Origin of the sequence: Streptomyces sp. NPDC021012 (assembly GCF_044333355.1) — a bacterium.
Lineage (GTDB): Bacteria > Actinomycetota > Actinomycetes > Streptomycetales > Streptomycetaceae > Streptomyces.
The window spans coordinates 425,057-436,534 of record NZ_JBIRQU010000005.1; the positions used below are offsets into that span (position 1 = coordinate 425,057).

General features: G+C 71.9%; 11 protein-coding genes. 2 read left to right on the plus strand and 9 right to left on the minus strand.

All coding sequences use genetic code 11. The features are described 5' to 3' along the window. The first annotated feature begins 80 nt into the window (after window positions 1-80). Window positions 81-698, plus strand: a complete 618-nt coding sequence (locus tag ACH4TP_RS19455) for a rhomboid-like protein (RefSeq protein ID WP_389223205.1) — start codon at window positions 81-83, stop codon at window positions 696-698. Between the two features lie 146 nt (window positions 699-844). Here the strand turns inward: ACH4TP_RS19455 and ACH4TP_RS19460 are convergent, their stop codons facing one another. From ACH4TP_RS19460 to ACH4TP_RS19500, 9 genes are all read right to left on the minus strand, one after another. Beyond that, window positions 845-1,651, minus strand: coding sequence for an HAD family hydrolase (locus ACH4TP_RS19460; RefSeq protein ID WP_398438613.1), 807 nt, complete (start codon window positions 1,649-1,651; stop codon window positions 845-847). After that, on the minus strand, window positions 1,648-2,937 hold the full coding sequence (serS, locus tag ACH4TP_RS19465) for a serine--tRNA ligase (protein ID WP_389222453.1): 1,290 nt from the start codon (window positions 2,935-2,937) through the stop codon (window positions 1,648-1,650). The genes ACH4TP_RS19460 and serS overlap by 4 nt, the downstream gene beginning before the upstream one ends. Before the next feature lie 509 nt (window positions 2,938-3,446). After that, window positions 3,447-4,382 carry a prephenate dehydratase gene (gene pheA, locus ACH4TP_RS19470; RefSeq protein WP_389222451.1) on the minus strand — a complete coding sequence of 312 codons (936 nt, stop codon included), beginning with the start codon at window positions 4,380-4,382 and terminating at the stop codon, window positions 3,447-3,449. A gap of 111 nt (window positions 4,383-4,493) precedes the next feature. After that, window positions 4,494-5,762 carry an iron uptake transporter deferrochelatase/peroxidase subunit gene (gene efeB / locus ACH4TP_RS19475; RefSeq protein WP_398438614.1) on the minus strand — a complete coding sequence of 423 codons (1,269 nt, stop codon included), beginning with the start codon at window positions 5,760-5,762 and terminating at the stop codon, window positions 4,494-4,496. A gap of 5 nt (window positions 5,763-5,767) precedes the next feature. After that, the gene (locus ACH4TP_RS19480; protein WP_398438615.1) at window positions 5,768-7,801 is read right to left on the minus strand and encodes a copper resistance protein CopC; all 2,034 of its coding nucleotides are present in this window, start codon (window positions 7,799-7,801) and stop codon (window positions 5,768-5,770) included. Between the two features lie 24 nt (window positions 7,802-7,825). After that, a complete protein-coding gene (locus ACH4TP_RS19485) occupies window positions 7,826-8,278 on the minus strand; it encodes a copper chaperone PCu(A)C (protein WP_389222445.1) in 453 nt (150 codons plus the stop codon). Beyond that, the gene (locus tag ACH4TP_RS19490; protein ID WP_398180931.1) at window positions 8,275-8,994 is read right to left on the minus strand and encodes an SCO family protein; all 720 of its coding nucleotides are present in this window, start codon (window positions 8,992-8,994) and stop codon (window positions 8,275-8,277) included. Before ACH4TP_RS19490 ends, ACH4TP_RS19485 begins: the two co-directional genes overlap by 4 nt. Window positions 8,995-9,033: 39 nt before the next feature. After that, entirely contained in the window at window positions 9,034-9,786 is a 753-nt protein-coding gene (locus ACH4TP_RS19495; protein WP_398180928.1) for a YcnI family protein, read from the minus strand. A 154-nt stretch (window positions 9,787-9,940) separates the two neighbouring features. After that, window positions 9,941-10,738, minus strand: a complete 798-nt coding sequence (locus ACH4TP_RS19500; protein ID WP_389222440.1) for a hypothetical protein — start codon at window positions 10,736-10,738, stop codon at window positions 9,941-9,943. A gap of 226 nt (window positions 10,739-10,964) precedes the next feature. Between ACH4TP_RS19500 and ACH4TP_RS19505 the strand changes: the two genes are divergently transcribed. After that, window positions 10,965-11,411: an ATP-binding protein gene (locus tag ACH4TP_RS19505; RefSeq protein WP_389222438.1), complete on the plus strand. Its 447-nt coding sequence runs from the start codon at window positions 10,965-10,967 to the stop codon at window positions 11,409-11,411. Window positions 11,412-11,478 lie beyond the last annotated feature (67 nt).

Below are 11,478 nucleotides of genomic sequence, written 5' to 3' on the forward strand. Positions count from 1 at the left end.
GCAGAACCTCCCCGGGTGGAACCCCTCCGGGTGCAGCCCCTCCGGGCGAAACCCCTCCGGGTGGCGAACCGTCCCGACCGATCAGGTCGTGGGTGCGTTCGTCACCCGGCACGCACGTGTGGCTGGCGGTCATCGCGATCACCAGCCTCGTCATCGCGCTCGTCCCCCACGGCCTGGAGACCTACCTCCTCCACCGCAACAGCAGCAATCTCCACCAGCTCGCGCACCACCCCGTGCGGGCCCTGCTCGGCAGCGCGTTCTGGATCGAGGACCCCGCCGACCTCCTCCTGTACACGGTGCTCTTCGAGGTCTTCCACGCCCCCGTGGAACGCTGGCTGGGCACCCCGAAATGGCTCTTCACCGTCGCCACCGCCCACATCGCGGCCACGCTCATCAGCCAGCAGGTCGTCCTCGTGGCCATCCGGCTCCACGACGTTCCGCGCAGCATGGCGCACGTCGTCGACATCGGCGTCAGCTACGGCCTCGCCGCCTCCATCGGGATCCTGACCTACCGCCTGCCGAACCCCTGGCGCTGGCTCTACCTCGTCTGCGTGCTCGCGTTCTTCCTCGTCCCGCTCGTCACCGACCGCACCTACACCGACCTCGGCCACGCGATCTCGCTGGCGATCGGCCTGGCCTGCTACCCGCTGACCCGGGGAAAACCAGTGGTACACGAACAGTCGCACGGCGCACACTAGTTGGACGGGGGACACGGGGGATCCCCCGGGCGCGGCCGCTTCGAGCGCGCGGATCGTTGATCCGCGCGGGCCGTGGACCCGCGAAGGCCCGCTCCCCGAAGGGAGCGGGCCTTCGTACGGTTCCCGCGGTGCCGGTTCTCGCGGTGTCAGATTGAGAGCAGGCGCTCCAGGACGACCGCGATGCCGTCCTCCTCGTTCGAGGCCGTCACCTCGTCCGCCACCGCCCGCAGCTCCTCGTGCGCGTTGCCCATGGCCACGCCGTGCGCCGCCCAGCCGAACATCGGGATGTCGTTCGGCATGTCGCCGAAGGCGATCGTCTCCGCCGCCTTCACGCCGAGCCGGCGCGCCGCGAGCGACAGACCGGTCGCCTTGCTCAGGCCGAGCGGGAGGATCTCCACGATGCCGGGCCCGGCCATGACGACGTCCACGAGCCCGCCGACCGTCCCCCGCGCGACGCGGGTCAGCTCGTCGTCGGACAGCGTCGGGTGCTGGATGTACAGCTTGGTCAGCGGCGCCGACCACACCTCCGCCGGGTCCTCGTAGGGCACGTACGGCAGGGGCCCCTCGTGGGCCTTGTAGCCCGGACCCATCAGGACCTCGCCGTCCAGACCGTCACGGCTGGCGGCCAGCGCCAGCGGGCCCACCTCCGCCTCGATCTTGGAGAGGGCGAGCCCCGCGAGCTGCCGGTCCAGGGTCAGCGAGGTCAGCAGCCGGTGTTCACCGGCGTGGTAGACCTGCGCGCCCTGCCCGCACACCGCTATCCCCTCGTAGCCGAGGTCGTCGAGGATGTGCCGGGTCCAGGGCACCGCCCGGCCGGTGACCACGATGTGCGCGGCACCCGCCGCCGTCACGGCGGCGAGCGCGTCCCGCGTGCGGCCCGAGACGGACTCGTCGGCCCGCAGCAGCGTGCCGTCGAGGTCCGTCGCGACCAGGCGGAAGGGGAAGGGGCTCACTTGGCGATCGGCTCCAGGACCTCACGGCCGCCGAGGTACGGGCGGAGCACCTCCGGCACCCGCACCGAACCGTCGGGCAGCTGGTGGTTCTCCAGGATCGCCACGATCGTGCGCGGTACGGCGCACAGCGTGCCGTTCAGGGTGGCCAGCGGCTGCACCGTCTTCTTGCCGTCCTTCTCCTCGCGCATGCGGACGGAGAGGCGACGGGCCTGGAAGCCGTCGCAGTTCGACGCGGAGGTCAGCTCGCGGTACTTGCCCTGCGTCGGGATCCACGCCTCGCAGTCGAACTTGCGGGAGGCGGAGGCGCCGAGGTCACCGGTGGCGACGTCGATGACCTGGAACGGCAGCTCCAGCGAGGTCAGCCACTGCTTCTCCCACTCCAGGAGCCGCTTGTGCTCGTTCTCCGCGTCCTCGGGCGCGACGTACGAGAACATCTCGACCTTGTCGAACTGGTGGACGCGGAAGATGCCCCGGGTGTCCTTGCCGTACGTGCCGGCCTCGCGGCGGAAGCAGGGCGAGAAGCCCGCGTACCGCAGCGGCAGCTTGTCGGCCTCGATGATCTCGTCCATGTGGTACGCGGCGAGGGGGACCTCGGAGGTGCCGACGAGGTAGTAGTCGTCCTTCTCCAGGTGGTACACGTTCTCCGCGGCCTGACCGAGGAAACCGGTGCCCTCCATGGCGCGCGGGCGGACCAGCGCGGGGGTCAGCATGGGGATGAAGCCGGCCTCGGTGGCCTGGGCGATCGCCGCGTTGACCAGGGCGAGCTCCAGGAGCGCGCCGACGCCGGTCAGGTAGTAGAAGCGCGAGCCGGAGACCTTGGCGCCCCGCTCGACGTCGATGGCGCCGAGGGCCTCGCCCAGCTCCAGGTGGTCCTTGGGCTCGAAGCCCTCGGCCGCGAAGTCGCGGATGGTGCCGTGCGTCTCCAGGACGACGAAGTCCTCCTCGCCGCCGACCGGGACGTCCTCGTGGACGATGTTCCCGAGCTGGAGCAGGAGCTGCTTGGCCGTCTCGTCGGCCTCGTTCTGCTCGGCCTCGGCGGCCTTGACGTCGGTCTTGAGCTGCTCCGCCTTCTGCAGGAGCTCGGCGCGCTCCTCCGGGGTGGCCTTGGGGATCAGCTTGCCGAGCGCCTTCTGCTCGGATCGGAGCTCGTCGAAGCGGACGCCGGACGACCTGCGCCGCTCATCGGCGGAGAGCAGGGCGTCGACGAGCTCGACGTCCTCTCCACGGGCGCGCTGGGAGGCGCGAACACGGTCGGGGTCCTCACGGAGCAGGCGAAGGTCAATCACCCCACCAGGCTACCGGTGCGCGTTCGCGTGCCCCCACCGGATAACGGCGCGCGTGTTGTTTTGCCCGGATTGAGGTGAGGAGAAATGCTGAGCACCGGGCGCCGCATTCACTTATCCACAGGCTGTGCGGAAGATCTGTGGATCGATCTGTGGACTACGGAGAGGCTCGCGCGGATTTCCCCCGTCGCGCCTGCGTCGCACCTGGGAATTCCGTGATCAAACAGCATTCACACACTCATTTGGGTGGGAATTGCTCACTCCGACGAGTGAGTCGGCAGAGAGGTGCTGACCACGGGGCCTGTGGGGCTCTGTGGATGGCGCACGGGCTGGCGGGGGGTGAGTGGGCCGATTTGTCGACCTTGTCGCGGGGAGCTGTCGACTTGTCCCCAGGGTTGAGCGAGGTCCTGTGGATAACCTCTGTGGGTAACTGAAAAATATGCAGGTAGGACTAGTGGTTCGTACCTGTGGACGAACGCTCACGCCGCCGGGAGCATTCGTCCACCATCGGATCAGGCCCGACCGTCCTGGGCCCTCGCCAGCCAGTCGGAGGCCTCCATGAACTCCACGTCCGAAGTGCCCCGCCGCAGCGCCCGCACGTCCTCGACCGCGACACCCGCCCGCGGGTACGAGCCGAGGAACCGCACGCGGGGGCAGATCCGCTTGAGGCCCATCAGCGCCTCGCCCACCCGCCGGTCCGAGATATGGCCCTCCGCGTCCACGGCGAAGCAGTAGTTCCCGATCCCCGCTCCCGTGGGCCGGGACTGGATCAGCATCAGGTTCACCCCGCGCACCGCGAATTCCTGGAGCAGTTCGAGGAGGGCACCCGGATGATCGTCACCCAGCCACAGCACCACCGAGGTCTTGTCCGCACCCGTCGGCGCCGCCGGCCGGGCCGGCCGGCCCACGAGCACGAACCGCGTCTCGGCGTTCTCCGCGTCGTGGATCTCGGTGACCAGTGCTTCGAGACCGTACGTCGCCGCCGCGAACTCCCCCGCGAAGGCGGCGTCGAAGCGGCCCTCCCGCACGAGCCGCGCCCCGTCCGCGTTGGAGGCCGCCGACTCCCACACCGCGTCGGGCAGGTGCTTCCGCAGCCACTTCCGGACCTGCGGCTGGGCCACCGGGTGGCCCGTGACCGTCTTGATCTCCGAGAGCTCGGTCCCGGGCCGGACGAGCAGCGCGAAGGCGATCGGCAGGAGCACCTCGCGGTAGATCATCAGCGGCTCGCCGGAGGCCAGTTCGTCCAGGGTCGCGGTCACCCCGCCCTCGACCGAGTTCTCGATCGGGACGAGCGCGGCGGCGGCCTCCCCGTTCCGTACGGCGTCGAGGGCGGCGGGGACCGAGACCATCGGGACGAGTTCCCGCGTCGCGGCCTCGGGCAGCGTGCGCAGCGCCGCTTCGGTGAAGGTGCCTTCGGGGCCGAGATAGGTGTACCGGGTGGCGGACATACCGTCACCCTAATGGTCGCCGCCGCGGCGGGCGGCCGCCCGAGCGAGGCCTCTCACCCCTCGGACGGAGGGCCGTGCGGGCCCGGCCGCCGCCTGCTCCGGGCCCTGTGGTCACGCCTCCAGGAGCCGCTGGCCCACGTACTCGCCCTCGGCGGGGCCGCCCGGCACCGCGAACAGGCCGCTCGCCTCGTGCCGGATGAACGCGGACAGCGCGTCGCCCCGGTCGAGCTTGCGCTGCACCGGGACGAAGCCCCGGAGCGGGTCCGCCTGCCAGCAGACGAAGAGGAGGCCCGCGTCCGGCGTCCCGTCCGGACCGATCCCGTCGTGGAAGGAGAACGGCCTGCGGAGCATCGCCGCCCCGCCGTTCTGTTCGGGGGCGGAGATCCGGGAGTGGGCGTTGTCCGGGATCACCGGCTTCCCGTCGGGACCGAACTTGTTCAGGTCGAGCGGGGTGGTCTCGGAGCTGCCGGTGAGCGGGGCACCGTCGGACTTCCGGCGCCCGATCACCTTCTCCTGCCGGTCCAGGGGCAGCTTCTCCCAGTCGTCGAGCAGCATCCGGATCCGGCGCACCACCGCGTACGAGCCGCCGGCCATCCACTCGGGGGAGCCGCCGCCCCCGGCCGGGACGAAGATCCGCCTGTCGAAGTCCGGGTCGGTGGGCTTGGGGTTGCCCGTGCCGTCGACCTGGCCCATCAGATTGCGGGCGGTCATCGGCTTCGCGGTGGCGCCGGCCGAGCGGTTGAAGCCGTTCATCTGCCAGCGCACCCGGGCCGCGTCGCCCGCGTCCTTCTGGACGGCGCGCAGCGCGTGGAAGGCGACGAGCGCGTCGTCGGCGCCGATCTGCACCCACAGATCGCCCTCCGAGCGCCGGGGGTCCAAGGCGTCGGCGGAGAAGGCGGGCAGCGGGTCGAGCCCGGCGGGCCGGCGAGAGGCGAGCCCGGTGCGGTCGAAGAAGGTGCGGCCGAAGCCGAAGGTGACCGTGAGGGAGGACGGGCCCGCGTCCAGGGCGATACCGGTGTCCTCGGCCGGGGCCTTGCCCGCCATCAGCGCCTTCGCCGTCGCCGACCAGCGGCGCAGCAGGGCGGCGGCCTCCTTGCGGCCGGCGCCCGGGGCGAGGTCGAAGGCGATCAGATGCCCCCGGGACTGGAGAGGGGTGGTGATGCCGGCCTGATGTTTCCCGTGAAACATCACCTCGGTCGAGCCGACGGTGGTCAGGGCCGGGGCGCCGCCGGCTCCGGCACCGGAGGAGTCGTCCCCGGAGAGGGCCGAGGAGATCCCGGTGCCGCCGGCCGCGCCGACGACGAGGCCGGCCGCGCCCGCCGCGCCGACGGTGCCGAGCAGGCGTCGTCGGGAGAGATCGAGGTTGTCGCTGTCGGTCACGTGCTTCAGCCGATCTTCACGTTCTTGTCGATGGTGGTCTGGTCGATGTCGGAGGTACGGACGGTCACCTGGATCTTCCAGTCGCCCGGCATCGGGAACTGGACGCCGCTCGCGCTCCAGTGCCCGGTCTGGATCCGGTCGGGGGCGACGGGCAGCGGGCCCAGGTCCTTCGCCTCCAGGGTGAGGGCGACCTTGATCTCGGGGACGTCCAGCGGCTTGCCGTTGGGGCGCTCGACGAAGAGGTGGAGCGCGTTGGCGCCGGTGCGGCCGGGGTCGAGGCTGAGACGCACGACGCCCTTGCCGTCGACGCCGCCGGTGTCGAAGGGCAGCCGGATGTCGACGGGCCGGTCGGGCACGGCGGCCGGGCCGGAGACGGAGCCGGCCCGGCCGGCCTCCTCCTCGGTGCGGCCGGGCTCGGTCGAGGTGAGGACGGTGGTCACGGCGAGGAGGACGACGGCGACGGCGGCCTCGGTCAGCACCGAGCGGCGCAGACCGGTCCGCTCGGGGTCGGCGTCCCGCTCCCGCTTGCGCCGGGCGGTGGCGACGGCCACCCGCTGCCGGGCGAGCTGCGCGGCCCGCTCGGGGTCGGGAGCGGTGTCGGGGTCGATGACTGCGGTGCCCGGGGCGTTGCCGTTGCCGTCGGTGTCGGTGTCGGTGTCGGTGTCGGTGCCGGGGTCGGTCGCGGTCTCGGCGACTGTGGCGTCCGAGGCGGCCGGGGTTTCGTCCAGGGCCTCGGTCTTGTCGGCGCCCTCGTCCTCCGTGTCCGGCGCCTTCGTCTCGTCCGCCTCCCGAGGAGCCGGGTCCGCCAGGCGGCGGGTCCAGCGGCGGGAGATCCAGGCGATGCCGACGAGGACCGCCATGAGGCCGATCTTGACGAGGAGCAGCTGTCCGTACCGGGTGCCGGTCAGCGCGGACCAGGAGCCGACCTGGCGCCAGGACTGGTAGAGCCCGGTGGCCGCGAGGACGGCGACGGAGCCGAAGGCGACCTTGGAGAAGCGGTCGACGGCGGAGCGTTCGACGAACGGCGCCCGGTAGAGGGCGACGAGCAGCACGGTGAGGCCGCCGAGCCAGGCGGCGACGGCGAGGAGGTGCAGGACGTCGACGGGCATGGCGATGCCGGGCTGGAGGCCGGTCGAGGCGTGCTCGGCCAGGGCCCAGGTCGCGGCGATGCCGGCGGCGACGACGGCGCCGCCGAGGCCGAGGCCGAAGGCGAGGTCCTTCTTCTCCTTCGGGTCGGTGCGCTTGGTGTAGGCGCCGAAGAGGACGGCCACGAAGAGCGCGGCCGCGCCGAGCAGCAGCAGCCGGGAGGTGAGCGCGGCGCCGGTCTTCGTCTCCAGGACGGTCTTCAGGCCCGCCAGGTCGAAGGCGTCGGCGAGTTTCCCGGAGCCGGTGTAGGGGCTGCGCAGGAGCAGCAGGACCAGGGTGGAGCCGGTGAGGGTCAGCCAGCCCCGGACCACCGTCTGCTGGACGGGGCGGACGCTCGCGCCGCGCGGCCAGCAGACCAGGACGAAGGCGCCGCCGCCGACGAGGACGACGAATCCGGCGTAGGAGAGGTAGCGGGCGATGCCGTAGAGGACGCCGACCAGGCCGCCGCCGGCCGTCTGCTCGGGCACGGCGACGGAGGTGGCGGAGGGAGCGCCGATGGAGAAGGTGAAGGCACCGGCGACGGGATGGCTGTCGGCCGAGACGGCCTGCCAGGCCACGGTGTACGTGCCGTCGGGCAGTCCGGCGCGGAGCTCCACTCCGTACCGGACGACGGAGCCGCTGCACAGGTCCCGTATCTCGCCGGTGTCGGCCCGTCGGCCGGACGGGTCGAGGACCCGGATGGAGTCGGTGCCCATGGCGACCTGTTCGGAGAAGGTCAGGTTGACCTCCTTGGGGGCGACGGCGACCACCGCCCCGTCCTTCGGGTCGCTGCCGGTGAGCGCCGCATGCGCGGAGGCGGGGGCGGCGCCGGCGAGCAGCGTGCCGAGCAGCGCGGCCGCGAGGATCAGCAGCCGGGCCAGGGCGTTGCCGAGGCGCGGGGCGGTGGTTGTCATCTCTGAGTCACTCCGTCAACGAGCTCAGTGCTGCTGCGGGTTGTGGTTGGGCGCTTCGACGGGAACGTCGACCTTGATGGGGTCGGACTTCTCGAAGTGCAGCTCGATGCTGACCTTCTCGCCCTGCTTCGGCTTCGACTTCAGCTCCATGAACATGATGTGGCTGCCGCCGCGGGCCAGGGAGAGCTCGCCGTTCGCGGGGATGTCGAAGGACTTCACCTGCTGCATCTTCTGGTTCTTCGTCTCGTGCATGGTGATGTCGTCCGAGAGCGGGCTGGTGACGGAGGTGAGCCTGTCCGCCGTGTCGCCGTCGTTCTTGATGGTGAGGAAGCCGCCGGCCATGTCCATCACCGGCTGGGGCATGAACGCGCCGCTGACCTCCAGATCGGGCTTGCTGTCGGAGGACGAGCACCCGGTCAGCGCGAGCGCGGCGGCGAGCGCCACGGCGGCGGACAGGGCGGTGGTGCGGCGGGTCACGGGTTCTCCCCCTTGATGATCTTCGGCAGGTCCTTGGCGTAGTCGTCGATGGTCGTGTCCTCGCCGTACAGGACGTAGCCCTGGTCGGTGGTGGGCGAGAAGGCGATCACCTGGGCTCCGTGCATGGAGACGACGTTGCCGTCCTTGTCCTTCGTCGGCGGGTCGATGCCGATGCCGATCTGCCGGGCCCCCGCCTGGATGGCGGAGAAGTCGCCGGTGAGGCCGGTGAAGGAGGGGTCGCCGGCGGCGGGCAGCCACTTGGCGAGCTCGGCGGAGGTGTCCCGCTCGGGGTCGGTGGTGACGAAGACGACCTGGAGCTTGTCCTGGTCGGCCTTGGGGAGCTGCTTCTTGGCGATGGCGATGTTGCTCATCGTCAGGGGGCAGACGTCGGGGCAGTGCGTGTAGCCGAAGTAGATGAGGGTCGGCTTGCCCTTGGTCCGCTCGCGCAGGTCGTACTTCTGGCCCTTGGTGTCGGTGAGGACGAGCGCGGGCTTGGTGAACGGCCGGTCGAGGACGGTGGCGGCCTTGGTGGAGTCGGTGGTGCCGGAGACCTCGGCGACGGCCGAGCCGGTGCCCGCGGGCTTGTCGTCGTTGCCGCCGAGGCCGACGGCCGCGACGACGCCGATCGCGGCGACGATCGCGGCGGTCGCGACGATCAGCGGCGTGCGCCGCCCGGGACGGGCGGTGGCCGCCCCGGGCGTCTTCTCTTCAGACATGGTGCTTTTCTTCCGGATGTCGGATGGGGAGGGCGGCCGTCAGGCCGAGCGGCGGCGGCCGGCGAGGACGCCGAAGGCGACACCGGCCACGCCGACGAGGATGCCGACGACGCCGAGGACACGGGCCGTGGTGTCGGTGCCCGAGGAGGCGGCGGCGGTCTCCTCGTGGTCGGCCGACTTGTCGTCGTGGCCGGCCTTCTCGTCCTCGTCGGCGGCGCCGCCGTGGTGGTCCTCGTCGGCGGAGGCGGCGGAGAGCTTCAGGACGGGGGCCGGGCTCTCGGGCTCCTCGGCGCCGGGCTTCTGCTCCTCGATCCAGCGCACGACCTCCTTGTTGTCGTACGTCTGGATCGCCTTGAGGACCAGCTCGTCGGCGTCCTCCGGCAGCTGGCCGAGGGAGAGCGGGAACTGCTGGAACTGGCCGGGGCCGATCTTCGAGCCGTCGGCGGTCCAGGTGACCTTGGAGACGGCCTCGTTGATCTTCTTGCCGTGCATCTCCAGCGGCTTGGCGAGCTTGCTCTTGGTGACCTCGATCTTCCAGCCGGGGAGGGGCTGCGGCATGACGGAGGCCAGCGGGTGGTCGAGCGGGAAGTTGACCTCCAGCTTCACGGTGGAGGCGTTGTCGCGCTCGTTCGGGACCTTGATGTTGACGGTCGCGTAGCCACCCTTGGCGGCCTGGCCCACCGGCTGCACGCCGACGTGCGCGAAGGCGGGGCCGGACAGCAGCACCACGGCGGAGAGGGCGATGCCGCCGGCGAGGGCGGTGCGGGTGGCGGAGACGCGGGAAACGCTCATGGCAGAAGAACTCCAGCTCGAAAGGCCCGAAAGAGTCGGAAGACTCGAAAGGCTCGAAGGAAGGGGTGAGGGAATCCGGCGCCCGGGGACGGAGGTCCCGCTCGGGCGTGCGGACGTGCGCGGCCCACTCCCGTCGAGCGGTGAGCGGTCCGCGTCAGGCTGCGAGGACGCAGTCGGCGACCGGGGGGCCGCGCCTGATCACCGTGTGCTGGAGTGCCTCGGCCGCAGGTGGCGGCGAGGAGTCGGCGGCGGTACGGAGGGGTCGCCGCGGTCCCGTGCGCGGAGCCGCCGGCAGCCCGGCGAGCAGGGCCCGTACGAGGCGGAGCGCGGCCCGCAGGGAGCGCACGAGGGCGCACTCGGCGAGCTCCGTCGCCCCCTGCTCGGAGAGTTCCACGAGCCGGCCGAGGGCACGGTCGCCGCGGCGCAGCAGCCAGCCCGTGGCCAGGGCGGCCAGGAGGTGGCCGAGGAGCATGGGCAGGTCGGGCAGCACCTCGCCGGCGGGCGCGGTCGCCATGGCGGCCGCGTGTCCCATGGCCGTGTGTCCCATGCCGGAGTGCGCGCTCGCGGGGGCGATCCCGGCGTCGGTGAGGATCCGGGCGGCGTCGGCGGGGTCGAGGGCCGCCGGCCCCGCTCCGCAGACCAGCCGGGCGGCCATCCGTACGAGGGCGTCGTCGGCCTGGCCGCTCAGGCTGAGCTGCCGCTGTCCGAGCCCGAAGAGGACGTGCAGGCCGAGCTGCCCGCCGGCGAGGGCGCCGACGACGAAGCCGAGGGAGCGCTCGCGGTCGGCGAAGAGGACGGTGACCCCGAAGACGCCGAGGAAACCGGCCACGACGGTCCACAGGGCGATCCCCGCGCAGGCGGCGAGGGCGTGTCCCAGCGCGGACAGCACGACGCAGACCGCGGTGAACACCGCGGCCCTCAGCAGCCGTGGAGCGAGCGCGGGGGCAGTCATGGCGGGCCCATCATCGCACCACGCACAAGGCCGCCGTGCGGCAGGTCCGGAAGGTCACCCTTGGACCTCTTCGCGGTGACATACACCGGCCCTCCGCGGTGACATACACCGGCGCGGCCCTCGGGTCATCCGCCGAACGAGCGCTCTTGACGGCTTTCCGCGCTTACGGGGCGTCCGCTCCGGCAATACGTATCGGTATGTCGAGCCGCTGCCGGGAGGCTGGAGCATGAGCATCTGGTGGTCACTCCATCTGCGGCGCGAGGCCGCGAGCGTGCCGCTGGCGCGGAGGCTGCTGCTGGGCACGATGGAGACGGCGGGGGTCGATCCCGACGTGTCGTACGAGCTGTCGGTCGCGCTGACCGAGGCGTGTGCCAACGCCGTCGAGCACGGCGGCGGGGCCGGACCCCGGGAGCCGGGCGGGGCGTACCGGGTGACGGCGTACCTGGACGGCGAGACCTGCCGCATCGAGGTCGCGGACTCGGGGCCGGGCTTCCCGGGCAGGGCGGCTCCGGCGGCCCCGTCGGACGACGCCGAGCACGGCCGGGGCCTGCGGCTGATCGAGGAGCTGTCCGATCACGTCCAGTTCGGCAACCGCTCGGGCCGGGGCGGCGCGGTGGTCAGCTTCGACAAGATCCTGAAGTGGCGGGACAGCCCGTCGCTCCTGCTGGCCTGACATGCCGGCCTGAAAGGGGAAGGGCCCCCGCCGGTCGGTCGGCGGGGGCCCTTCTGTTCCAACGTAC

What these genes read in the sequence shown, in the direction of transcription:
- pheA (WP_389222451.1), bottom strand. Translation starts at nt 4,382, where the DNA reads ATGTCCGCCACCCGGTACACCTATCTCGGCCCCGAAGGCACCTTCACC.
- ACH4TP_RS19480 (WP_398438615.1), bottom strand. Translation starts at nt 7,801, where the DNA reads ATGACAACCACCGCCCCGCGCCTCGGCAACGCCCTGGCCCGGCTGCTG.
- ACH4TP_RS19495 (WP_398180928.1), bottom strand. Translation starts at nt 9,786, where the DNA reads ATGAGCGTTTCCCGCGTCTCCGCCACCCGCACCGCCCTCGCCGGCGGC.
- ACH4TP_RS19500 (WP_389222440.1), bottom strand. Translation starts at nt 10,738, where the DNA reads ATGACTGCCCCCGCGCTCGCTCCACGGCTGCTGAGGGCCGCGGTGTTC.
- ACH4TP_RS19490 (WP_398180931.1), bottom strand. Translation starts at nt 8,994, where the DNA reads ATGTCTGAAGAGAAGACGCCCGGGGCGGCCACCGCCCGTCCCGGGCGG.
- ACH4TP_RS19505 (WP_389222438.1), top strand. Translation starts at nt 10,965, where the DNA reads ATGAGCATCTGGTGGTCACTCCATCTGCGGCGCGAGGCCGCGAGCGTG.